At 70.7% G+C, this 24,536-nt stretch carries 17 protein-coding genes; 10 read left to right on the top strand and 7 right to left on the bottom strand.

Annotated elements, in window-relative coordinates:
• Positions 1-18 precede the first annotated feature (18 nt).
• Positions 19-2,982 carry an AAA family ATPase gene (locus OG504_RS48560; RefSeq protein WP_405995558.1) on the top strand — a complete coding sequence of 988 codons (2,964 nt, stop codon included), beginning with the start codon at positions 19-21 and terminating at the stop codon, positions 2,980-2,982.
• Between the two features lie 9 nt (positions 2,983-2,991).
• On the opposite strand, the gene OG504_RS48555 is transcribed toward OG504_RS48560, so the two are convergent.
• The 4 genes from OG504_RS48555 to OG504_RS48540 are packed head-to-tail and all read right to left on the bottom strand — an operon-like array spanning position 2,992 to position 9,659.
• Positions 2,992-4,242 (bottom strand): SGNH/GDSL hydrolase family protein, encoded by a 1,251-nt coding sequence (locus OG504_RS48555; protein ID WP_405995557.1) that lies wholly within the window; start codon positions 4,240-4,242, stop codon positions 2,992-2,994.
• Entirely contained in the window at positions 4,239-6,614 is a 2,376-nt protein-coding gene (locus OG504_RS48550; protein ID WP_405995556.1) for a glycosyl hydrolase family 95 catalytic domain-containing protein, read from the bottom strand. Before OG504_RS48550 ends, OG504_RS48555 begins: the two co-directional genes overlap by 4 nt.
• 20 nt (positions 6,615-6,634) lie before the next feature.
• A complete protein-coding gene (locus OG504_RS48545; protein WP_405995555.1) occupies positions 6,635-8,431 on the bottom strand; it encodes an alpha-galactosidase D in 1,797 nt (598 codons plus the stop codon).
• A 55-nt stretch (positions 8,432-8,486) separates the two neighbouring features.
• Positions 8,487-9,659 carry an ROK family protein gene (locus tag OG504_RS48540; RefSeq protein ID WP_405995554.1) on the bottom strand — a complete coding sequence of 391 codons (1,173 nt, stop codon included), beginning with the start codon at positions 9,657-9,659 and terminating at the stop codon, positions 8,487-8,489.
• A 135-nt stretch (positions 9,660-9,794) separates the two neighbouring features.
• On the opposite strand from OG504_RS48540, the gene OG504_RS48535 reads away from it, so the two are divergent.
• The gene (locus OG504_RS48535) at positions 9,795-10,538 is read left to right on the top strand and encodes a hypothetical protein (protein ID WP_405995553.1); all 744 of its coding nucleotides are present in this window, start codon (positions 9,795-9,797) and stop codon (positions 10,536-10,538) included.
• Positions 10,539-10,586: 48 nt separating this feature from the next.
• Here OG504_RS48535 and OG504_RS48530 read toward each other — a convergent pair whose 3' ends face one another.
• Positions 10,587-12,389, bottom strand: coding sequence for a M4 family metallopeptidase (locus OG504_RS48530; RefSeq protein ID WP_405995552.1), 1,803 nt, complete (start codon positions 12,387-12,389; stop codon positions 10,587-10,589).
• Between the two features lie 307 nt (positions 12,390-12,696).
• On the opposite strand from OG504_RS48530, the gene OG504_RS48525 reads away from it, so the two are divergent.
• The 7 genes from OG504_RS48525 (at position 12,697) to OG504_RS48495 (ending at position 21,171) form a co-directional block, all read left to right on the top strand.
• A complete protein-coding gene (locus OG504_RS48525; RefSeq protein ID WP_405995551.1) occupies positions 12,697-13,956 on the top strand; it encodes a serine hydrolase domain-containing protein in 1,260 nt (419 codons plus the stop codon).
• A 165-nt stretch (positions 13,957-14,121) separates the two neighbouring features.
• Positions 14,122-15,489, top strand: a complete 1,368-nt coding sequence (locus OG504_RS48520; RefSeq protein WP_405995550.1) for a CAP domain-containing protein — start codon at positions 14,122-14,124, stop codon at positions 15,487-15,489.
• A 66-nt stretch (positions 15,490-15,555) separates the two neighbouring features.
• Positions 15,556-16,233, top strand: coding sequence for an AIM24 family protein (locus OG504_RS48515; protein ID WP_328833508.1), 678 nt, complete (start codon positions 15,556-15,558; stop codon positions 16,231-16,233).
• 89 nt (positions 16,234-16,322) lie between these two features.
• On the top strand, positions 16,323-17,282 hold the full coding sequence (locus tag OG504_RS48510) for a threonine/serine dehydratase (RefSeq protein ID WP_405995549.1): 960 nt from the start codon (positions 16,323-16,325) through the stop codon (positions 17,280-17,282).
• Positions 17,283-17,621: 339 nt separating this feature from the next.
• On the top strand, positions 17,622-19,265 hold the full coding sequence (locus OG504_RS48505) for a serine/threonine protein kinase (protein ID WP_405995548.1): 1,644 nt from the start codon (positions 17,622-17,624) through the stop codon (positions 19,263-19,265).
• 124 nt (positions 19,266-19,389) lie between these two features.
• Positions 19,390-20,412, top strand: a complete 1,023-nt coding sequence (locus OG504_RS48500; RefSeq protein WP_405976564.1) for a hypothetical protein — start codon at positions 19,390-19,392, stop codon at positions 20,410-20,412.
• A 111-nt stretch (positions 20,413-20,523) separates the two neighbouring features.
• Positions 20,524-21,171, top strand: a complete 648-nt coding sequence (locus tag OG504_RS48495; RefSeq protein ID WP_405996612.1) for a DUF2238 domain-containing protein — start codon at positions 20,524-20,526, stop codon at positions 21,169-21,171.
• Here OG504_RS48495 and OG504_RS48490 read toward each other — a convergent pair.
• A complete protein-coding gene (locus OG504_RS48490; protein ID WP_405995547.1) occupies positions 21,104-21,592 on the bottom strand; it encodes a DUF6328 family protein in 489 nt (162 codons plus the stop codon). The two genes, OG504_RS48495 and OG504_RS48490, sit on opposite strands and share 68 nt — an antisense overlap.
• A 46-nt stretch (positions 21,593-21,638) precedes the next feature.
• Positions 21,639-22,622 (bottom strand): aldo/keto reductase, encoded by a 984-nt coding sequence (locus tag OG504_RS48485; protein ID WP_405995546.1) that lies wholly within the window; start codon positions 22,620-22,622, stop codon positions 21,639-21,641.
• Positions 22,623-22,758: 136 nt separating this feature from the next.
• Between OG504_RS48485 and OG504_RS48480 the strand changes: the two genes are divergently transcribed.
• Complete coding sequence (locus OG504_RS48480; RefSeq protein WP_405995545.1) at positions 22,759-24,492, top strand: cholesterol oxidase substrate-binding domain-containing protein; 1,734 nt, start codon at positions 22,759-22,761, stop codon at positions 24,490-24,492.
• Positions 24,493-24,536: the final 44 nt, after the last annotated feature.

Raw genomic sequence — 24,536 nt, 5'->3', positions numbered from 1 at the left:
GCGTGCCAGGATGGGGGCGTGACGTCATCCGTGGCAGCAGCGCCGCTCATCGGCCGGGACGAGGAACTCGCCCGCCTCGCCGGTGTGCTGGAGCGAGCCCGCGCGGGTACGGCGGGGGCGGTGCTGATCGCCGGGGACGCGGGCGTCGGCAAGACACGGGTCCTGGACGAGATCGCGGGGCGGGCCGCGGCCGCCGGGATGACGGTCCTCACCGGGCACTGCGTCGACCTCGGTGACGTCGGTCTGCCGTATCTCCCCTTCACCGAGATCCTCGGGGTCCTCGCCGACGACGAGCGGTTCGCGGGCGCGCTGGCCGCGCATCCGGCGGTGGACCGGCTGCTGGGCGCCGGTTCGGACGCGGCGCGGGACGCGGGCGGCCGGCTGCGGCTCTTCGAGGGCATCGCCGGACTGCTCGCCGACCTCTCGGACATCGCTCCCCTGCTCCTGGTCCTGGAGGACCTGCACTGGGCCGACCAGTCCTCCCGCGACCTGCTCCGCTTCCTGCTCAGCCGCGGCATCCTCCAGCGCCCGGCGGGCGGCGCGCCCACGCACCGCCTCGCGGTGTTCGCGTCGTACCGCGCGGACGACCTCCACCGCCGCCATCCCCTACGGCCCCTGCTGGCCGAGCTGGTGCGACTGCCCGCCGTGGAGCGCCTGGAGCTGCGGCCCATGGGGGACGCGGAGGTCGCCCGGCTGGTGCGCGCGCTGCGCACGGGTCCGGTGCCGGACGGCACGGTCCGCCGGATCGTCGAGCGCGCCGAGGGAAACGCCTTCTACGCCGAGGAGTTGCTCGCGGCGAGCGACATGGAGGCGGGCGGGGTGCCGAGCGGTCTGGCCGACGTCCTGCTGATCCGTTTCGAGCAACTCTCCGACACCGCCCAGCAGGTGCTGCGCACCGCCGCCGTCGCCGGGCGCCGCGTCGAGTACGACCTGCTGCGTGACGCGGTCCAACTCCCGGAGGACGAGCTGGAGTCGGCGCTGCGCGAGGCCGTGGAGCGACAGCTCCTGGTCCCCGGGCGCGCCGACACGTACTCCTTCCGGCACGCCCTCGCCCGCGAGGCGGTGTACGCCGACCTCCTCCCCGGCGAGCGCTCCCGGCAGCACGGCGCGTTCGCCCGTCTCCTCGCCTCACGCGGACACCCCGCCGAGAGCGCGGCGGAGCGCGCCCATCACTACCGCGAGAGCCACGACCTGCCAGAGGCCCTGGCCGCCTCCCTGGAGGCCGCCGACCACGCCCACCGGGTGGGCGCACCCGCCGAGGAGCTACGGCATCTCGAAACCGTCCTCGATCTGTGGTCGTCGGTGGACCCGGCCGCCAGGCCCTCGGGCGAGGGCATCGGCAGTGTGACCCTCACCCTGCGCGCGTCGGCGGCGGCCGCCCACGCCGGGGACTCTCACCGCGCGGTCGCCCTCACCCGGTCCGCGCTCGCCGGGATCGGCCAGGACACGGACTCCGAGCTGGCCGCCCGGGTCCGCTACACCCTGGCCGGGAATCTCATGGACGTCGACAGCCTCACGGCCGCGTTCGCGTACAGCAGCGAGGCGTTGGCGATGATCCCCGCCGAACCGCCCTCACGGACCTGGGTGTGGGCGGCGGCCACGCATGTGCTGGCGGCGCGTCAGGTCGGCGATGACGACACCGCACTGCGGATCGCCCGCCAGGCCCTGCGCACCGCCGAGGAACTCCAACTGACCGACGCCCGGGCCGACTTGCTGATCTCGCTGGCCACGCTCGAAAAGGGCGGCCGGCGCACCCGGGAGGGCCGGGAGCGGCTCGCGCAGGCACGTGAGCTGGCCCGGGAGGCCGGGCACTCGCCCGTGGAGATGCGCGCCCTGTTCCATCTCGCGATCGGCAGTTTCGAGTCCGGGGACCTGGAGGAGTCGCTGCCCTGGCTCGCCGAGGGGCTGGACCGGGCCCGTCGCGCCGGGCTGCTGTCGTCGCCGTATCCGCTGGAGATGCGCTATCTCCAGCTTCTGGTGCTGTACACGCTCGGCCGCTGGGACGAGTGCGTGAAGGTGGCCGCGAGCGACGCGGAAGTACTGCCGCACGCGGGTGGCTTCACGATGGGGCCCGCGCTGTATGTGGCGCTGGCGCGCGGTGACTTGGGGACCGTGGAGCGCGCCCGGGCCCTGCTGGACGGGCCGTTCGACTGGATGGCCGCGATGGTGGCGGCCCTCGTGCTCACCGACGCCGCCGCCGTCCAGGGCGACCCGGAGACGGCCGTCGAGCAACTGCGTACCGGGGTCGCCGCCCTCACTGACGACTCCGGCCGCCGTCCCGACCTCACGGTCCGGCTCGCCGCCCTCGCCCTGGCCGCGGTCGCCGACCGGGCCGCCGCGCTACGGCTGACCGGCGACGAGACAGGCGTACGCCGTTGGGCGGACACCGCGACGGAACTCGTCGAACTGGCCCGGTCCGTGGCCGATGCGGGTGACAAGGCCCGACCACAGGGGCCGGAAGGACAGGCGTGGCTCGCCCGCGCCGAGGCGGAGTGGGCACGGGCGGCCACCGGACCGGACGCGGCGGCCTGGGAGAAGGCGGTGACCGCGTTCGGCTACGGCGACGTCTACGAACGGGCGCGCTGCCAACTCCGTTTCGCCGAAGCCCTGTTGGCGGCCGACCGCCGTGACGAGGCGGCCGCCCAGGCCCGCGCGGCACGGGAGACGGCCGCCCGGCTCGGCGCCGCTCCCCTGCTCGCGCGGCTGGACACGCTGATCCGCCGTGGCCGCCTGGGCGACCCGGCGCCGGACGCCGGGGACCGCCCCTCGCCGCTGACGGCCCGCGAGCGGGACGTGCTGCGGCTGCTCGCGCTGGGCCGCAGCAACCGCCAGATCGGCGAGGAGCTGTTCATCACCGGCAAGACGGCGAGCGTCCACGTGTCCAACATCCTCGCGAAGCTGGGCGCCGCGAGCCGTACGGAGGCGGTGGCGATCGCCTATCGCCAGGGGCTGATCACCCCGGAGGCGACGGCGTCCGGCTGATACTGACGTTCACTTCGCGCAGTCGAGGCTCTTGAGGTCGACCGCGTCGGCCATGGCCGCCATCCCCTTGTCGTTGGGGTGCAGATGGTCGCCGCCGTCGAAGAAGGGGAGGATCCTCTCATGGTCGTAGGGGCTGCGGAGGATGTGGTCGAAGTCGGTGACGGCGTCGAACTCCCCACTGTCGCGGATGAATTGGTTGACCTCCTGGCGTAGGGCCTCGGCCGCCGGGTCCCATTCGGACCAGCCCTTGAACGGTCCGACGGTGGCCCCGACGACACACTTCCCGGCCGCGTGCGCTCGCTCGATGATCTCGCGGTAGCCCGCGATCATGTCCTGGGCGGTGACGCCGGTGTGGGCCTTGATGTCGTTGACGCCCTCGAAGAGGAACACGGTCCGGACACCGGGCTGCGACAGCACATCACGCTGCAACCGGTTCAGGGCACTCTGCCCGGCGCCGTCGGCTAGGACCTTGTTGCCGGATATCCCTTCGTTGGCCACTCCCTTGACGGCCGTGTCGGCGCGCGCGAGCCGGCGGGCCAGGTAGTCGGGCCAGCGCCGGTTGAGGTCCGACGTGGACGCCCAGCCGTCCGTGATGGAGTCGCCCAGCGTGACCACGGCACCGATGCCCGCGCTCGGCCGTACGGAGACGGCGTCGAGGTAGTACCAGGAGCCGGTGGTGTCCGTCCACGCCCCGGCGCCTTCCTCGCCGGTGTGGTCGCCCTGGGTCGCGTACGACGTCTGCATCGCCATACCGTGGCCGGTCGCCGGGCCCGCCGCGTCCGGGGTGTGGATGCTGACCACGAGGTTGGTCGCGGCGGGCATCCTCCCGGAGAGCGGGTCGCTGTAGGCGACCGCGCCCGCGGGGATCGTGACCGACTTCGCGCCGTCGAAGGTGAGCCGCCGGTTGGAGCCGGGGACGAGCGCGGCACCCGCCTTCTGCACACCGGCGTAGACGTCGTCGAAGGTCAGCGGCCGGTCGCCGAAGGCGTTGGAGAGCCGGATCCGCAGATCGGTGCCGGCCACGCTGGTGTGGACGATCAGCCGGTAGCTGCGGTCGGCTACTCCGTCGCCCAGATGGTCGGCGCTCGATCCCCAGGTGATCACGCCTCTCGGGTCGTTCAAGGCCTTCACCTGTGTCTGTGCCTGTGTCTGCGCGTGCGGTCGTACTTGCGGTTGTGCGTGTGCGGGTCCGGCCTGGAAGGCGGCGGCGAGCAGGAGCAGTGCGGCCGTACGGCGCAGTCGTGCCCGTCCGGCGCTCACCGGGCGAAGTCCCTCAACGTGACGGATCCGCCCGGTTTGACGGTCACCGTGCGGGTCTTTCCGCCGTGGGCGACGGTCGTGGTGCGACCGCCGACGCTGCGGAGCTTCACCTCGGTGGGCTTGCCGTTCTTCCAGCGCAGGTCGACGACGAAGCCGCCGCGGGCGCCGGCCCCGGTGAGGGAGCCGGACTCCGCCCAGGCGTCCGGGAGGGCGGGCAGCAGCTCCAGATGGCCGGGGCGGGAGTACAGGAGCATCTCGGTCACGGCGGCCGGGGTGCCGAAGTTGGCCTCGATCTGGAAGATGCCGCGGCCCTGTTCCACCTCGTAGATGTCGAAGAGGTTGAAGGCGGTGCCGTTGGTGCCGTTCTCCGACGGGCGGAGGTTGTTGACGACCAGCTGGTAGGCGTTGTCGGCGTTCTTGAGGCGGGCCCAGCACAGGCTGCGCCAGGCGTTGGCCCAGCCGAAGCTGTTCATGCCGCGCGCGGTGAGCAGGGCGGTGGCGCCGTCGACGATGTCCTTCGGGGTGGAGCCGTCGGGGCGGATGCGGTCGCCGGGGAACAGGTTGATCAGCGGGGACAGGTGGCGGTGGGTGGTCTCGCCGAGGTTGTCGGGCGACATCCACTCCTCCAGCCAGCCGGACGTCGGGCTCACCTCGGGCAGGTACAGACGCCTGCGCAGACCCGAGATCGTGTTCGCGAACCCGCTGTCCCGCTTCAACTCCACAGCTGCCGCGGCGTAGTTGCCGAACAGGGTCCACACCACTTCCTGGGCGTAGGTGTTGCCCCTGCCGTCCTGCGGACCCTGCTCGGGCGACCAGTCGTGGTCCGCGACCAGTACCTCCTTGCCGTTGTCCAGGGTGGTGGTGACCAGCCGCGCCTCCCAGAACTCGCAGGCGCCCTTGAGGAGGGGGTAGATCTTCTCCAGATGGGTGCGGGAGTGCGTGAACTCGTAGTGCTCCCAGAGGCTGTTGCTCAGCCAGGCGTTGCCCGCCGGGTGCCACCACCACCCGAGTCCGCCATAGGGGTTGGTGGAGAAGGCGACGGTCCAGCCGGCGACCTTCCCGCTGGTGTTGCGGAAACGGTTGCGGGAGTCCTGGAACAGCCTGCCGGTCAGGTCGGTCCAGTCCTTCACCTGGGTGACGCAGTAGTCGGTGAACGCGTCGAAGCACGAGGACAGGCCCACCCGGTCGGCCATCCAGTAGTTCATCTGGATGTTGATGTCGGTGTGGTAATCGCCCATCCAGTCCGGGTCGTTGCCGTCCAGCCACACCCCCTGGAGGCCCATGGGCAGGCTCCCGCGCGATGCGCCGACCATGAGGTAGCGGCCGAACTGCACGTAGGCGGCCTCGAGTTCGGGGTCGGGCTCGCCGCTCGTCGCGCGCAGCTGGATGCGCTCCCAGGTGTCGAGGGCCCGCTGGTCGGCGGTCGACTCGCCGAGCGAGAGGCCGAACGAACCGAACGCCGCGCGGTGGTCGGCGACATGGGTGCGCAGCAGGGTGTCGGCCGAGTGCTCGGCGGCGGCGCGGACCTTGCTGCGGGCGAGCTTCTGCGGGTCGGCCTTGGGGTCGCGGTAGCCGTGGGCGGGGTCCGGCGCGTAGTTGGTGCCGCCGCTGACCACGACGGTCAGGTCCTTGCAGCCGGCGAAGGTGATGTTCGCGCCGCTGACCGTGACCCGGCCGCCGCTGCCGTAGGCGGTGACGGCGGCGCCGTACTTCAGGCCGTTGGCGAACGTGGCGCCGAAGGAGGTCGCGGCGGCCTCGCCGTGCGTCCCCTCCAGCGTGATCGTGCCGGTGTAGCGTCCGCCGCCGTTCTGGCTGAAGTGGAGGACGATCGCGTCGTCGGGGCGGCTGGAGAAGATCTCCCGCTGGTACGTCACCCCCGTACGGACGTACGAGGCTCCCACCACGCCCCGGTCGAGGTCGAGGGTGCGGCGGTAGCCGGAGACGGCACCCAGGTCGTGGTCGGGGATGTCGACCGTGAGCTTGGCGAGCAGGGTCAGGGACCCGAAGTCGGCGCGGCCGTACGGGAATTGGCCGTCGGAGTCGAGGGTCTCGTTCAGGCCGCCGGTCCACATCGTGGCGTCGGTGACGAGGAGGACCTCGTGGCCCGAGTCGTTGCTGGCGAGGGCGCCGAGGCGGCCGTTGCCGACGGGCAGACCCTGTTCGATCATCGAGGTGTCGCCGGCGGGGGCCTGCCACCACAGCGTGTTGGGTGAACCGCTGCTGCCGTAGGCCGAGTTGTCGTCGGCCGAGGCGTCGGGGCGCTGCGGTGCGGCGGAGGCGGTGAAGGTCGGCAGGGCGGCCAGGGCGCCGGTCGCGGTGGCGAGGGCGAGCAGGTCGCGTCTGGGCAACAGGGGGGACGGTTCGCGGTTCATTGCGGCTCCTGGTGGCTCGGTCAGGCCGTCGTGGGGACGTCGATGCGGTCGATGTCCGGCGCGTAGCCCGAACCGCTGTCGAAGGTGATCGTGTTGGCGCCCGCCTTCAGGCTCACCGGCACGCTGACCGTCCCGACGGTCCCCCAGTCGCCGGTGGACGGGAACTTGTGGCTGGTCGCGGCGTTGCCGTTGGAGGAGACGCTCGCCGAGCGGGAGTCGCCGCTGACGTAGGCGACCTTCACCTGGTAGGTGCCGGCCTTGGCGACGACGACGTTGTTGACCGTGAGCTTGCCGCCGACGTAGAGGTTGCCGACCTTCTTGCCGCCGGAGCAGGCCGAGCAGTCCGCGACGGTCGCGTTGCCGGAGAGGGTGTTGGTGGTGGCCTCGGCCTCGTAGGCGGTCGTGGTGACGGCGCTGCCGTGCGGGGTGACGGTGAAGAGCCGGGAGCCGTGGGCGGGCAGGGCCTCGGTCACCTTGTTGGTGAAGGTGCCGAGGTCCTCGTGGTTCCAGAGGTCACGGACGGCGGCCTTGCCGGTGAAGCCGAGGGCCGTCCAGTTCGCGGAGACGGCGGCGGGGGCGTCGGCGAGGTTGAACAGGGCGACCGTGTATGTGCCGTTGGGGTTCTTCGCGGCCCACACCTGCTGCGAGTCGGACGGGGTGATCGGGCGCGCGGGCGGTGCGTCGCTCTGGTCGACGCCGATGACCTCGCGGTTGGTGAGCAGCGAGAGGCCGTAGTCGTCGAGGCGGGTGAGGTCGTCACCGGTGAAGAGCGGGGACTTGGCCACGGCCCAGAGGGTCGCGTAGCTCTGCCGCTCCGCCTTCGTCAGGCCGTCCATCGCGCCGCTGCCGACGTCGAGGGAGTCGAGGTCGTTCCAGCCGCCGGGGCCTGCCTGGCCGGTCCAGGCCGGGGCGTCGTCCCAGCGGTCGTCGACCGAATTCTCCCAGCTGACAAGGGTGTTGCAGTAGCACTCGACGTCGGTGTCGATGCGCCAGCCGTTGGAGTACTTCTTCCAGTCGGCGGCGTGCCCGTAGTCCAGGGACCAGGACAGTTCGAGGTGGATCGGGCGCCCGATGGCGGTGATGGCCTTGTTCCAGGCGGCCACGTCGGCAACGTCGTCGTACTGGTCGCCGCTCTTTCCGGACCCGGGGCCGACACCGTCGAGCTTGAGGAAGTCGTAGCCCCAGTCCGCGATCAACTGGGCTTGCGAATCAATGTACTTCTGGGTGCAGGGCCGCGAGAAGTCGAGCTTGTACGAACTGTCCCAGCCGTTGGTGGTGCGCAGGTCGCTGTAGACGATGTCGGCGGTGGTGCAGCCGTCGGCGTTCCAGATCGGCGTCTTGCCGTCGTTGTACGCCTCCTTCTCCAGGCCCGCCGGCAGGTAGATGCCGGCCTTGAGGCCCTTGGAGTGGATGCGGTCGGCGACGGCCTTCATCCCACTGGGGAAACGCTTCGGATCGGCCTTCTGGCGGCCGTACTGGTCGTACTCCGGGGTCCAGTCGTTCGCGCGCCACCAACCGGCGTCGATATTGACGTAGTTGTAGCCGTACTTCTTCAACTTCGAGGCCAGCGCGTCGGTCTGCTTGGTGACGTTCGCCTCGGTGAGGTAGCTGTAGTCGCCGTCCGGGTTGAGGCCGGGGTACTTGGACGACTGCATGCTCCAACTCGACCAGCCCATATAGGGCTTGGCGGCGACTGCCGTGGCGGTGTCCGCCGTGGGGGTGGCCGCCTGCGCGGCGGGGAGGTAGGTGGCGAAGCCTGCGGTGAGGGCCAGGACCACCATGGCTCTCAGGGCGCGGACGGGCGTGAGGGAGTACATCGTCGGGCTCCTCGTGCGGGTAGGAGTGTGGCGGGCTTGGAGGGGGGCGTGGAGGCTAGTCGGCGGCTCGGATGAAGGACTGGATCGCGGTGGCGGCGGCCCCGCGCGCCCATTCGTCGAAGGGCAGGGGACGAGTGTGTACGTCGCACCGGGCGGCGGACCCGAAGGCGGCAGCGGTGAAGGAGTCGCGGATCTGCTCGGCGAACAGGTCGTAGGCGGCCAGGCCCTCGCCGGAGATGATCACGCGTTCGGGGCCGAACAGGTTGACCACGGTCGCGATGCCCCGGCCGATGGCCTCACCGGCCCGCGCGTACACCTCGCGCGCTCCGGCGTCGCCCCGGTGGGCGAGGGCCAACGCCTCGGCGGTGTCGGCGACTTGGACGCCGGTGACCTCGCGGACACGGGCGACGATCGCGGCGTCCCCGGCGATCGCCTCGACGCAGCCGCGGTTGCCGCAGTGGCACAGGGGTCCGGCGGGATCGACGACCACGTGCCCGATCTCCCCGGCCACCCCGTGGGCGCCCGCGACGACCTGCCCGTGCACGACGAGTCCGCAGCCGATGCCCGCGCCGACGGTCACCACGGCGAAGTCCGTGAGGCCCGCGCCGGCGCCGAACCACTGCTCGGCGACGGTCAGCGCGCGCACGTCGTTGTCGACGGTGACCGGCAACCCCGTAGTCATGGCGGCCAGTTCGGCCAGGGGTACGTCACGCCACTCCAGGAACGGCGAGTAGCGGACGACCCCTTCGCCGCGGTCCACGTCACCGGAGACCGCGAGGCCGAGGCCTAGCACCCGGATGCCCAAGTCGTCCGCCTCGGTGCGGAGTTCCTGGGCCAGGTCCGCGATCGACGACAGCACCGCCTTGGGGTCGTGGTCGGTCAGCGGCACATGGCGGGCGACACGGATACGGCAGCACAGGTCGGCGAGGACGCCGATGATCTCGTCGCCGGTGACCTTGACCCCGATGAACAACGCCCGTCCGCCGTCGACCCGGACGAGGTTCGCGGGCCGCCCGAGTGCCGGGGGCGCGTCCTGGTCGGCGCCCTCCGCCAGGTACCCGGCCTCCATCAGCGGCCGGACCGCCTTGGTCACGGCGGCCGCCGACAGCCCCGCCCGGCGGGCCACCTCGAGCCGGGTGAGGGGGCCGTGGGACAGCACGGTCGTGAAGACCTGTGAGACGGCCGGCGTGTGTGCCGGGAACGACTCGGTACGGGGGATCGAGCGCATGGCGGGAACCTAGATCCCTTCTTTTCCGTCGTCAATAAAAGAAGCAGGATTTGTCGAAGCGAAGTTGTGAGCCGCCTGAGCGGAGCTGATGCCCGCCGAGGCCGCGTTGTCAGTGCCGGGCGGCACAATCGCCGTATGACGACGATCGATTGGTCCGGACTGACCCACGCGTACGGCAGCGCCGAGGACATCCCGGGCCTGTTCGCGCGGCTCGGCGGGACCGAGGACGACGCCGTGTGGCAGGAGTTGTGGGGCTCGCTGTGCCACCAGGGTTCGGTGTACGACGCGAGCTGGGCGGCGCTGCCCGTGCTCACCGACATCGCGCTCGGCCGGGCGCCCGGCGGGGCGATACAGGCGGTCACCATGGCCGGGCTGATCACCACGGACCCGGACGAGGAGTGCCGGGCACGGTACGCACACGAGATAGGCCAACTGCTGGCTGTGGCAAGGGTGTTGCGCGCCGATCCGGGGCAGGACGCGCACACCTTCGTCTATCTCCAGATGGCCGTGCTCGCCTTCGAGGGCGACGGCGGGGTGTGGGCCGAGGCGCTGGAGCGGATCAACGCCGAGGAGTACGACCTGGAGTGCCCCGAGTGCGAGGAGGGCCTGTTCGTCGCGTTCGGTTCGTACGGCGTCTTCACCTCGGCCGGCGACTATGTGACCGGCGCCGACAAGGAGGCCACGGAGGGGCGGACCGAGCTCATACCGGCCACGCCAGCCGGGCTCGACGGCATCGGGGCGCGGCTGCACGGCGAGGCGGTCGAGTTCGGGCAGACGGAGGTCGCGACGGCGTTGAAGTACGTGTTCGGGAAGGCCAGTTGCCCGTCCTGCGAGGCCGGGTTCACCGTGTCCGAGGAGGTCGAGAAGCAGTGGATATGAGGCCCGGCGTCCGGGTGCCCCGCTCGTGGCAGGACACCCGGACGGTCATCAGTGCCTGGCGGCAGGGGTGTTGGCGACCGTGACGTTCACGGCGGCCCAGGCCTGGTCGACGGTCTTGTACGCCGCGCTGCTCGCGCCGTAGAGGTCCGCCGCGGCCTTCAGCGTCGCGATGCGCGCGCCATGGAAGTCGGTGGTGGACACCATGTAGCGCGTCAGTGCGCGGTAGAAGATCGCCGTGGCCTTCGTACGTCCGATGCCGGTGACCGTCGACCCGTCGAAGGTGGGCGAGTCGTAGGCGAAGCCGCCGATCGTCTTGCTGCCGCTGCCCTCCGCGAGGAGGTAGTAGGCGTGCGAGGAGACTCCGGAGCCGGCGTGCACCTCGGCGTCGTACACCTGCGGCGACCAGTAGTCGATCGTGCCCTCCAGCTTGTCGAGGGAGGGGTGGTCGAGGCGGCGCAGGAACTTCTGGGCGAGGCCGAGCTTCTCGCCGATCAGGTAGTTCGGCGGGTTCTTGGCGTTGTTGGCGCTGAACTCGACATTGGAGCCGAAGATGTCCGCGAGGGACTCGTTCAGGGAGCCCGGTTCGCCGAACTGGTTGCCCTCCGCGTCGACGCGGGTCGGCTCCAGCTCGGCGGTGGCGTCCACGACGCCGTGGGTGAGTTCGTGACCGGTGACGTCGAGGACGACGAGCGGCTTCTTGAACATGTCCCCGTCGCCGTCGCCGTAGAGCATGCAGCCGCAGGTCGAGTCCCAGAAGGCGTTGGCCACCTTCTTACCGAAGTGGACCATGCCGCGGGCGGCCTTGCCGTTGTTCGCTATGCCCTTGCGGCCGAAGGTCTTCTTGTAGAAGTCCAGGGTCTTCGTGATGCCGTACTGGGCGTCGACGGCGGCGCTGTCGCGGTGCGAGACGGCTCCGTTGCCCCACTTGTCGTTCGTGGTCGTGAACTTCTTGCCCTGAGCGAAGTTCTCCAGTTCCTTCCCCTTGGCGTCGCGGGTCTCGGTGCCCCAGCGCGTCGGGTCCTTGAGGAGGTAACTGGTGCGCGCCGTGCGGGTGGTGGTCAGCGGCACCTTGCCGACGAAGAGGGAGGTGCCGGTGCCCGAGGCGGTGACCGGGTAGTGGACGGCGCGGCTCGCGGCGGCCGCCGCGAGGGACCTCGGCTGTACGGCGGTGCCGGTGGCGGGGTCCAGGGTCTCGCCGCGCTCGCGCAGGGTGTCGAGCAGCTTGGGCGAGAGGAACTCGTCGCTGTCGGGAGTGTTGCTGCGGACCTTGCCGGTGACGGCGTCGACGACGACCGTGCGGGTGCCGGTGGCCTCGGCGGTGCTGCTGTCGCTCACGGGTATCCGGTAGGCGAGGACGGCTCCCCCGTCCCGGGCGTCCACCACGAGTTCGGCGGTACCCGCGTCACCCTTGGCGACGGCGGCGGCCTTCGCCTCGGCCTGATCGGCCGTCAGCTTTGCCTGCGTTGTGGCGGGCTTGATGCTCTGCCCGGCCGTCCGGGTGACGCCGGTGTAGGCCAGCCGGTGGGACAGATGGACGACGAGGTCACCGCCGAGGACCGGCATGCCCTGGTGCGTGCGCAGGAACCGCACATGCCGTGCACCCTCGGGGTCGATCATCACGTCCTGGGCCCGGAGTTCATCGCCCCGCGTGACACCGGTCGCCGACGCGTGCGCGAACGCGGCGGCCCGCGCGGCCGTGACGACGGACGCGGCGCTGGTGCCGGTCTCGGTCGAGGCCGTCGCACGGTCCGTCCCCGTGGCCGGTCCCGCGAAGGCCGTTCCGGCCATCCCCGTGGCGGCCGTCGTCACCGCGACGGCGACCGCCAGGCTGCGTATGTGGGGTCCACGCATGGATGAGGGCTCCTCCGTACGAAGACGGCCGGGATCACCAACCGCCTTGAGACAGGGCGCGGTTGAACGCGCCCACGGGGCTGGTCGGGCCCCGAACCGAAACCCTCACGCATCCACCATGTACATGTAAAGCCGAAATGAACGGTTTTCGAAGCTTTCATGGCAATACTTGGCAAATCCGCATCGCTCAGTGATCAGCGAATGACCAACTGTGCGCCAGCTGTGGAGATGTGACGGGGCGCGACAAGGTTGCCTCGACCGACTGTGATCGATCTCGCATACCGAGAAAGAAACGGGAGAGAACCGGATGGTCTCAAGAACGGTGCGCAGGGCCACGGCGTCGGCGGCGGCACTGCTGACGCTCACGGCCGTACCGGCACATGCCGCGACCCACGAGTCGGACACCACGAGAACCGGCAGTACAGCCGCACTTCCCGCACCCGACATGGCCGGCCTCCGTGCCGTGCTGCGGACGCTGACGGCGCAGGGCGCGCCCGGGGCGATCGCCCGCATCGACGACCACGGCACCGTCCACACGGCCGCCGCGGGCATCGACGACCGCACGACCCGCCGGGCCATCGGCAACGCCGACCGCTTCCGCATCGGCAGCATCACCAAGTCGTTCTCGGCCGTCGTCCTGCTCCAACTCGCCGACGCGCACAAGCTGAACCTGGACGCGTCGGTCGACCACTACCTCCCGGGCCTGCTGCCCGACAAGCGGATCACCGTGCGCCACGTACTGAGCCACCGCAGCGGTCTGTACGACTACACGAACTCGATGTTCGCCAGCTCGGTCTCCGGTTTCGAGGCCGTACGCAACAAGGTCTTCACCTACCGCCAGCTGGTGCAGCTCTCACTCAAGCACGCGCGCACCAACGCGCCGGGCGCCGCCTACTCGTACTCGAACACCAACTTCGTCGTCGCCGGGATGCTCATCGAGAAGCTGACAGGGCACTCCGTGGGCACCGAGTACCGCGACCGCATCATCAAGCCGCTCAAGCTGCGCGACACCTTCTACGTCCACCCGGCCACGAAGATCCCGGGCCGGTACGCGCACGGCTATCTCACCCCGGACCGCGCGGGCGCGCAGCTCGTCGACGCCACCGACCAGACGGTCTCCTGGGCGCAGAGCGCCGGCGCGGTCATCTCCACCACGCACGACCTGAACACCTTCTTCTCCGCCCTGCTCGGCGGCAGGCTCACCTCCGCCGCCCAGCTCGCGCAGATGGAGCGGTGGACCCCGGTCAACAGCACGACCCGGTACGGCCTCGGGCTGCGGCGCCGCGATCTGTCCTGCGGCGTCTCGGTGTACGGCCACACCGGCGCGGTCCAGGGTTTCTACACCTATTCCTTCACCTCGAAGGACGGCCGCCGCAGCCTCACCGCGCTCGCCAACACCTCCAACAACGGCACGGTCCTGAACACGATGGCGGGCACCCTGGAGTCGGCGTTCTGCGGCAAGCGGACGAAGGCGATCCAGAGCTCGCCGCTCACGGGCCGGGGCTCCTACGTCACCCAACGGAACGTTGCCTACGAGGACATCGCGCCGGGGGTTGCACGGGACTGAGGACGCGGTGGGGGTGGGGGGCGGGCTGCATCGCTCTCCGGCCCCCACCTCCTCGCGTGGGAACCCTCGCGCCCTGACGGGACGTTGAGTGGAGGACGAAGTCCCCCACCGGGAAAGTCCCCTGGGGAAGTCCCCCCACCGGGCACGAACAGCGAGGGCGGTGCCATGAACGAGCTGGTGCCGGGCGGCAATCTGCCCCTTCCGAGCGGCGCCCTGACCCTGCGGGTGCCCGGTCCCTTCGATGTCTCGGCACTGATCACCGACGAGAGCGGCAAGGTCGGCGGCGACGCGGACTTCGTGTTCTACAACCAGCCGACGGCACCCGGTGCGCGGCTGCGGGACGACACCCTGACCATCGACCCGGCCCGCCTGCGCGCCGGCGCCGCGCGGGTCACCGTCGTCATCAGTCCCGCCGATCCCGGCACCCCCTTGGGCCGCCTGCCCGCGCCCACCCTCCACGTGACCAACACCGGCGGCCAGCCCGTCACCCGCTTCACCCCACCCCGTCCCCAGCGGGAAACCGTCCTGCTCCTCGCCGAGTTGTACCGGCGCGGCACGGGCTGGAAGTTGCGCGCGCTGGGGCAGGGGTACGCCGATGGACTCGCGGGGATCGCGCGGGATTTCGGCGTGGACCTCGTCGAGGACGCGACACCCGCTCCTGCTCCTGCTCCTGCCGCTGTGCGATCGACGTCCGCACCCGCACCCCGGTCGACACACTCAACCCGCCCCCATGTCAGCTCGACCTCCCCGACAACCGACCCCACCGGCTTCCTCGCCCTCGCCAACTCGGCCCGCGCCAACGCCGGTTCACCGCCCGTCGCCCTTGACCCCCGCCTCACCTCCGCGGCACAAGCCCACGCCTCCGCCATGGCCGCCGCCGGACACCTCAGCACCGAGAGCCGTGACGGCATCTCCGTGTACCAGCGGGTCACCCAGGCCGGTTACGCCTACCTCACCGTCGGCGAGCATCTGGTCTCCGGCCCGCGCACCCCCGCCGAGTTCGTCGACTACTGCCTGCGCACCGAGAAGGCCCGACAGACGCTGCTGGAACGGGACTTCACGCACGCGGGCATCGCCCAGGCCGTCGACCCCCGCTCCGGTGACGTCTACTGGACGGCGTTGTGGGCGACGCCGCTCACCGCGGCCAACCTGGCCCGCACGGCGGCGGAGGTCGTCGAGTTGACCAACACGGAGCGTGCCAGGGCCGGGCTGCCCGCACTCGCCGTAGACCCACTGCTCACTGCCGCCGCGCAGGCGCACAGCACCGACATGGTGGCCCGCGCCTTCTACTCGCACACCTCCCCCGACGGCTCCCAGCCCTGGGACCGGGCCGCCGCCGCGGGCTCGCGCAGGCGCACGATCGGCGAGAACATCGCCTGCGGTCAGCGGTCGGCAGCCGAGGTCGTGGAGGGGTGGATGAACAGCCCCGGCCATCGCGCCAACATCCTCAAGCCGGACTTCACCCACATAGGCATCGGCTTCGCGGGCGGCGGACAGAACGGGACGTACTGGACGCAGCTCTTCGGCGCCTGACCTCGCGGGACGATCAACCTGTCTTCGATCTTGGCGGAATGAGATCTTCCGGGTCAGGATGCCCGCATGAAGGGTGATCTGTTTTCCAGTGAGCACATGGTGCAGCCGGCCACCGCGCCGGGCATGACCGTCGAGAATGCCAAGTGCATCAGGTACGCGGTCAACGGCGAGATGCTCGCCCGCCAGGGGGCGATGATCGCCTACCGCGGCAATCTCCAGTTCGAGCGCAAGGGCCAGGGCGTGGGCGGCATGCTCAAGCGCGCGGTCACCGGTGAGGGGCTGCCGTTGATGGCGGTGCGCGGCCAGGGCGAGGCGTGGTTCGCGCACGAGGCGCAGAACTGTTTCGTGGTCGAGATCGACCCCGGTGACGAGTTCACCGTCAACGGCCGCAACGTGCTGTGTTTCGACGCCTCGCTGTCGTACACGATCAAGACGGTGAAGGGCTCCGGCATCGCGGGCGGCGGTCTCTTCAACAGCGTCTTCACCGGGCAGGGCAAGCTGGGCCTGGTCTGCGAGGGCAACCCGCTGGTCATACCGGTCTCGCCGCAGTACCCGGTGTTCGTGGACACGGACGCGGTGGTCGGCTGGTCGGCCCACCTCCAGACCTCGCTGCACCGTTCGCAGTCCATCGGCTCGATGCTGCGCGGCGGTTCCGGCGAGGCCGTCCAACTCATGCTCCAGGGCGAGGGGTTCGTCGTCGTACGGCCCAGCGAGGAGACTCCGCAGAAGGCTCAGCAGCACTGAGGACTGAAACGTGTTGACCTGCGCGTCCTTTCCGCGTCAGGGTCGAACCGGCACGGGTCACCTGTCCCCGTGCCGGAAGGATGACTGCCTTGATCGGCATCTCGGAGATCGAAGCCGCCGCCGAGCGGATCGCCGGACACGTCGTACGCACCCCGACCGTGGAGAGCTTCGGGCTCTCCGAGCTGCTCGGTGCACCGGTCACGACGAAGCTGGAGCTGTTGCAGCGCACCGGTTCCTTCAAGGCGCGCGGGGCGACGGCGAAGCTGCTGTCTTTGAGCGAGGGCGAGTTGGCCGCCGGCGTGGTCGCGGTCAGCGGCGGCAATCACGGGATCGCGCTCGCGGTCATGGCGGCGGCACTCGACGTGAAGGCGACGGTGGTGATGCCGCGTTCGGCGCCGGCGCGGTCCGTCGCGCTGGTGGAGGCGGCGGGCGCGTCGCTGCGGCTGACCGACGACATGCCGAGCGCGTTCGCGCTGGTGAACCGGTTGCGGGACGAGGGGCTGACCCTGGTCCACCCGTTCGACGACCCGGTGGTGATCGCCGGACAGGGCACGGTCGGGCTGGAGTTCGCGCAGGACGCCGGTGAATTCACCGACGTCCTGGTCAGCATCGGCGGCGGTGGCCTGATCGCCGGGGTCGCCGCCGCCCTGCACGCCCGGCGGCCCGGGATCCGGGTCTGGGGTGTGGAGACCGAGGGCGCGGAGGCCATGTCCGAGGCGCTCGCGGCGGGCGGCCCGGTGCCGGTCAAGCCGTCGTCGATCGTGACGACGCTCAGCGCGCCGGCCGTGTCGCAGCTGACGTACGACCATGTGTCGGCCCTCGTCACCGAGGTGCTGACCGTCCCCGACCGGGACGCCGTGCAAGGGTGCCTCGACCTCGCCGAACACGCCAAGGTGTGGACCGAGCCCGCCGCAGGCTGTCTGCTGCCCGCCGCCCGGCAGGTGCTGGAGCGGGTCGGCGACGGCGCCCGGCTCGGCCTCGTGGTCTGCGGGGGCAACGCGACGGTCGGGGAGATCGCGTCCTGGTCGGAGGGCTTCGGGTTGCGCTGACTTCCCGTCAACTCCCTTGGTCGACGGGATCGTTGACAGATCCCTTGACTACGTTGTCGACAAACCCCCGTGTATTCGTGGTCTTCACGCCTGCGTTTACCGCCGGTTACCACCAGGTAGGGCGCCGATATTCCGCCATGGAAGACCCCGGGGCGAATTCCCCCGCCCCGGGACACGAGCGCCGACCTGGGACCTCCCCGCGACTCGTTTTTCTCGCACACCTGCTCGTCGCCGTTGAATAAAAGGCAAGAAACACCGGGGAATTGGGCTTCCATTGAACGCAGCCCATCACACCCACCGTACTTCTGGGAAAGGTGTGAGCCCGGGGTTCAGCGAGGGATGGCCATGGTCGAGACGAACGTCTCCGTACACGAGTTGGTCGCCGGCAGATACCGGCCCATGGAGGTCGCGCACCGCGAGACCAACCGTGTCTCCTGGTACGGCGAGGACATGATCGCCGAACAGCCCTGCCTCCTCACGGAGGTGACCCTTCCCTTCGCCCCGGACCCGGAGAGCGCCGGACGGATCACCGCCGGCATCCGGCGCACCACCGACGTCATGGTGCTGCTCTGTCCCACCCGGGTCGCGCCGGTCGTCGACGCCGTCGAGGAGGCCGGCACGCTGTGGACCGTCACCGACTGGATCGACGGCACACCGCTGGGCCAACTCCTCGCCCAGCAGGGCACGTTCCACTACGTGCGGGCGGCCCGCATCGGACTCGAACTGCTCGACATCCTGGAGGCTGCGCACAGCGAGGGCATCACCCACGGCGAACTCAGCCCGGGCCAGGTGTTCGTGCGGGACCAGGGTGGGGTCGTCCTCACCGGCTTCGGACTCGCGGGCGCCACCCTCGCCCCGCGGATCACGGCACCGTCGTACGCCTCCCCCGAACAGGCACGGGACGAACGCATCGGCCCCGCCGCCGACTTGTGGGCACTGGGCGCGATCCTCTACACGCTGGTCGAGGGACACCCGCCGTTCCGCGACCGGGGCCGCCCCGAGGCGACCATGAAGGGCGTCGACCGGCTCCCGATGCGTGGCCCGTCGCGCGCCGGGCCACTGGCGCAGGTCGTGCAGGGGCTGCTGCGCAAGAACTCCCGGGAGCGGCTGACCCGCTCGGTGGCCCGCGAGATCCTCACCCGCATCCTCAACGACGACCCGTACGCCGACCGTGATCCGGTCCCGCTCCCCCGGCTGCGGCGGGCCTACGACGCCGTACGCGGGGCGGGGACCACCTGGAGCGGACGGGGCATGGCCGCCGGGACCGCCCTCGCCGTCGGCACCGTCACGGTCGCCGTCCTGGCCGCCACCCACCAACTGCCCGGCACTCAGACCTCGGCGACGACCGAGCCCTCCCCCCTGCCCTCCGCGTCCGCCTCGGTCAGCACCCCCGGCGAGAACGTCGACGGCCACGCCTACTCCCCGTCTGCCACGCCGTCGGCGACGTCCCCCGCCTCCCCGACCCCTTCCGCGTCCGCCTCGCCGTCCGTCACCGCGTCCCCTTCCCCCTCCCCCACCGCCTCGGCGCTGCCGGCCGGTTTCCGCGTGTTCAAGGCGCCGCAGGGCTTCTCCGTCGCACTGCCGAAGGGCTGGAAGGTGGTGGAGACCCAGCAGGTGTCCGACGCCTACCGGGTCACCTTCGGCGCGACGGGCGATCCGCGCACGCTGGCCGTGACATACAGCACACAGGCGGGCCCGGACCCGGTCGCCATCTGGCGGGACGACGTCCTGCCGGGGCTGAAGCAGACCGAGGGGTTCCAGCAGATCGGCGACATCCGGGCCACGACGTACCAGGGCGACAAGGCCGCCGACCTGGAGTGGTTCTCCGGCACCGGCGACGACCGGATACGCACACTCGGGCGTGGGTTCCTGATCGGCGGCGGGCGCAGTTTCTCGCTACGGTGGACGACGCCCGCCGACGAATGGAACGACGCGGCCAACCGCCAGGCCCTGCAGACCTTCTTCAAGACCTTCCGCCGGTAATCGAACTGACGGCGCTGACGGCGACCCGAAGGCCGGGCACTCAAACCAGCGGCAATGGGTGGATATAGGCTGCGTGTTCGCACCGTGTCTCATCACAAGCCCAGGAGAGTCCGCCTTGACCGTAGTGATCGACCAGGCCGAGACGTCTTTCACCGCCCTCGACGACGCCGGCCTCGTCGCCCGGGACGCGCACGAGTTCGGAGCCTACGCCCGCACCGGCGGCTGGGCGTTCGGCCTCAAGGTGGCGCGCAGCGTCCGGCCCGGCGGGCAGAGCGCGGACGAGACGCCGAAGGTGTCCGCGAAGGAGTTCGCCGAGCTCGCCGACTGCTCCCCCGAGCGTGTCATGCGTTACTACAAGGCCTGGGACCGGGCCGCGGACGACGGTCTCGTCCCGCACTTCGAGGAGCTGGCCCCCGGCCAGGAGGTCGAACTCCCGGACGCCGACGTGTGGTTGAACTACTACGTCTCCCGTTCCAGCGCCACCTCCGAGCGCGGCACCGCCATCACCGAGGCCGCCGAGGCCGAGGGCATCCGCCCCACCAAGGCGCTGGAGGTCGCGGAGAACCCGACCGCGCTGCGCGCCGCGATCCTCGCCGACCCCTCCACCGCGCGGGCCGCCCGCCAGGCCCTGCTGGACCGCGTCCGCGAGGACCCCGAGCTGCAGTCCGAGCTGGCCCGGGACGTGGTCCGCACCGACGACCTGAAGAAGGCCGTCGCGACCGAGAGCCGCTCGGCGGACCGGATCGGGTACGTCCGCCAGATCGCCGAGTCGGGCCAGATCAAGACCCCGGCAGGGCAGACCGTCGACGCACCCGTCGACCTGCGCCAGGAGGCCGAGCGTCACCTGTCGCTCCTGGACGAGCTGGAGGACGGCGAGGACACCGGCGGGTGGGCCACCGAGGCCTACGACACGATGAAGAACCTGGTCGTCGAGGCGGTCGAGGCCGACCCCGAACTCCGCGTCCAGGAGAAGCGCACGAAGTTCTACAGCAGCCTCCAGAAGGCCACGAAGGCGTTCGAGGAGCTGACCTTCGACGACGCCCAGGACTTCTACGAGGACGACATGGTCCAGCGTCTGGAAGAGCTCCAGCAGGCCATCGACAGCTGCCTCAACGCGCTGCGCAAGACCACCACTCCGGCTGAGTAGCCGTACTCATGTAGCGAGTTGGGCCTTCGGACACGATGGGGCTCCCCACGACAAGGGAGCCCCATCGTGTCCGTTCCTGCTTCCGCACCGCGGCGCCTTCTGCCCGCCGCCATGGTCGCGCTGGTGGTCGTCGGCATGGCCCTCTCCGCCTGGCATCCGCACGATCGCACGACCTGGTTCCTGGAGACCGTGTGGGTCTTCGTCGGACTCCCGGTGATCGTCCTGACCTGGCGCCGCTTTCCCCTGACCGGCCTGCTGTGCTGTCTGCTCGCCGCGCACGCGCTGGTCCTCGCCGTGGGCGGTCACTACACGTACGCGGAGGTACCGGCGGGCGACTGGGTCCGGGACACGTTCGGGCTCAGCCGCAATCCCTACGACCGTCTCGGCCACCTCATGCAGGGCTTCGTACCGGCGGTCCTGGTACGGGAGTTGCTCACCCGCACCTCACCCCTGCGCGGCAGCCGCTGGCTGGCGCCGCTCACGGTGTGCGCGTGTCTCGCCTTCAGCGCGCTGTTCGAGCTCTTCGAGTGGGCGGCGGCCGTGATCGGCGGGCACGGCGCGGACGCCTTCCTGGCCACTCAGGGGGATGTGTGGGACACGCAGTGGGACATGTTCTGCGCGCTGATCGGGGCCACGGTCTCGGTGCTGGCGCTGAGTCGCGTCCACGACCGGCAGATGGCGCGGCTCGGGGTCATCGGCTCGTATCGCGCTGCCGTGCCCACAGCGGCAGTACGAACCAGCACAGCAGGTACCAGGTGACCACCCCCGCGACCAGCCACGGCACATACGCGTCGTGAGTCGCGACCCGGAGGACCAGCAGCAGCGCGGCGGTCATCGTGGCGAGCAGCAGCACGAGGCCGACGAAGGTCAGCCGGGACGCCCAGCGCACCGCCTGCGGTTTCACGCTCCGGCCGGAGACCAGGCGGTGCAGGGACACCGGGCCGATCAGGGCGCCGGTGGCGGTGGCGCCGAGGACGACGGTCACGAGGTAGAGGACCTGGTTCGCGTGCTCCAACTCTGCGTACTTCGGGGTGAAGACGACGGTGAGCAGGAACCCGAACAGGATCTGTACGCCGGTCTGCGCGACCCGGACCTCCTGGATCAGCTCGCCCCACATCCGGTCGGCCCGCTCGTCCTCGGACTCGTCGCGCCCCGTCCGCCGCTCTTCCTCGTGGATCATGCGGTCCGTGTAACCGGACCGCCGACCCTTCAAACGGAACCGCGGTCTACCAGCGGCCCTCGACCTGATCCTTGATGCGGCGGTCGTAGAGGTCCCGGATCGCGGTGAGCGTGTCCTCGGACAGCGCGGTCAGCTCGGCGGCCGCCGCGTTGGCGCGGGCCTGTTCGGGTGAGCGGGCGCCGGGGATCACCGTGGTGACACCGGGCTGGTCGATGATCCAGCGCAGGGCCAGTTGGGCCGGGGTGTACCCCTCCGGGGCGAGCGCGGAGAACTCGGCGGCGGCCTCGACACCGGTCGTGTAGTCGACGCCGGAGAAGGTCTCGCCCTGGTCGAAGGCCTCACCGTGCCGGTTGTAGGTGCGGTGGTCGTTCTCCGGGAACACCGTGTCCTTGGTGTACTTGCCGGACAGCAGGCCCGACGCGAGCGGCACGCGCGCGATGATGCCGACGCCCGCCTCCTGCGCGGCCGGGAGCACCTGGAGCAGGGGCTTCATACGGAACGCGTTGAGGATGATCTGCACGCTCGTCACGTTCGGCCGGGCGATCGCGGTGAGGGCTTCCTGGCAGGTCTCGACGCTGACGCCGTACCGCGCGATGCGCTCCTCCGCGACCAGGGTGTCGAGGGCGTCGAACACCTCGTCCGAGGAATAGACCGCCGTGGGCGGGCAGTGCAGCTGCACGAGGTCGATGCGGTCGACGCCGAGGTTGCGGCGCGAACGGTCGTTCCACGCGCGGAAGTTGTCGAGGACGTAGTTCTCCGGGATCTGGTCGACGCGGCGCCCCATCTTCGTCGCGACCAGGACATGCAGATCGGGCCGCCCGCTCAGAAACGTGGCGATGGTCTGCTCGCTGCGACCGTCGCCGTACACGTCGGCCGTGTCGAAGAAGGTCACCCCCGACTCCGCCGCCGCCTCCAGCACGGCGAGGGCTTCCTTGTCGTCGACGTCTCCCCAGTCGGCGCCCAGCTGCCAGGTGCCGAGACCGACGACGGACAGCTGCTGATTCGACCTGCCGATTACACGTTCGTCCATGCCGTCAGTCTGTCATCCGCCACTGACATGCGCGGATCGGGCTCCGCCGGGCCCCGACCTGTGAATCTTTCACTCACACGAGTGAACCCCTTCGACAGGATGCCTACTCGTGTCAACACACACCTAGCGTGTGCGCGTGACCGATCATGTGGCGAACAACCTCCAGCCGGGGAACGGCAGTTCCGCTCCCTGGACCCGTCGCGGCTTCCTTCTCTCCGCGGCCGCCCTGGCCGCCGTACCCGTACTCCTGACGGCCGATCCGGCCGTCGCCGCGGCCGAGCTGCCCGACTTCCCGGCCGAGGTCGACCTCTACCGCTCGGCGTACCGGAACTGGGTCGGCGAGATCACCGCCGACGGCCTGTGGGCGTGCGCGCCGACCGACGCCGACCAGGTGGTGTCGGTCGTCAACTGGGCCTGGCAGCACGGCTGGCGGGTCCGCCCCCGCGGCTCCTCGCACGGCTGGTCACCGCTGACGATCGAGTCCGGTACGACGTCCGACGCGCCGGTGCTGCTGGTCGACACCGCCCCGCACCTGACGGGCCTGACCCTGGACTCCGCATCGGCCGTGCGGGCCGGTACGGGCGTCACCCTGGAGGCGCTGCTCACGTTCCTGGAGGGCCACGGCCTCGGTGTCACCGCCTCGCCCGCGCCCGGCGATCTGACGCTCGGCGGCGCCCTGGCCATCGACGCGCACGGCACCGCCGTACCGGCGAAGGGCGAGGAGCGGACCGCCGGGCACACGTTCGGGTCGCTCAGCAACCTGGTGCTGTCGCTGACGGCGGTGGTGTGGGACACGGACACCGGCGCGTACGTGCTGCGGACCTACACGCGCGGCGAGGCGGACTGCGCGGCGCTGCTCACGCATCTGGGGCGGGCGCTGGTCACCGAGGTCGTGCTGCGGGTCGGGGCGAACGCCAACCTGCGCTGTGTGAGCCGTACGGACATCCCGGCCACCGAACTCTTCGGGGCGCCCGGGTCCGGCGGCCGGACCCTCGCGAGCTTCCTGGACGTGTCGGGGCGGGCCGAGGCGATCTGGTTCGCGTTCACCGAGTACCCCTGGCTGAAGGTGTGGAGCGTCGAACCGACCCGGCCGCTGACCTCACGGCGCGTCTCGTCGCCGTACAACTATCCGTTCTCCGACAACGTGCCGACCCTGGTCGCGGATCTCGTCGGGCGGATCCTGTCCGACGCCGCCTGGTATCTGGCGCCGGTGCTCGGCAACGCCCAACTCGACGTGGCCGCACTGGGGTTGACGACGACGCTGTCTGCGGACATCTGGGGGCCGTCGAAGAACACGCTGCTCTACATCAAGCCGACGACCCTGCGGGAGACCGCCAACGGCTACGCGGTGCTCACCACCCGGGCCCAAGTACAGCGCGTGGTCCACGAGTTCACCGACTTCTACCAGGAACGGCTCACCGCGTACGTCGCGCTCGGCCGCTTCCCCGTCAACGGCACCGTCGAGATCCGCGTGACCGGCCTCGACCACCCCGCCGACACCGAACTCACCGGCGCCCGCGCCCCGTTGCTGTCCGCGCTGCGACCGAGCACCGAGCACCCCGAATGGGACACGGCGGTCTGGCTGGACGTCCTGACCCTGCCCGGCACACCGCACGCGGAGGAGTTCCTGCGGGAGTTGGAGCAGTTCCTGCTGCGCTCGTACGACGGCACGGACGCCCTGACCCGGGCCGAGTGGTCGAAGGGCTGGGCCTACACCGAGCAGTCCGCGTGGAGCGACGAGGAGGTGCTGGGCACGGTGATCCCGGGCTCGTTCGGGGAGGCGGTGTGGGGGCAGGCGGCCGGGACCTTCGACCGGCTGGACCCGCACGGGGTGTTCGGGAACGCCTTCCTGGACCGGTTGTTCGGCTAGGGCCTGCCCGGCAGCCCACGAGACCGACCCGGCCCACCGGGAGC

This window comes from Streptomyces sp. NBC_00986 (genome assembly GCF_045162565.1).
GTDB lineage: Bacteria > Actinomycetota > Actinomycetes > Streptomycetales > Streptomycetaceae > Streptomyces.
Note: the sequence above shows the minus strand (reverse complement) of the source record. Positions and strands in the feature narration are given on the sequence as shown.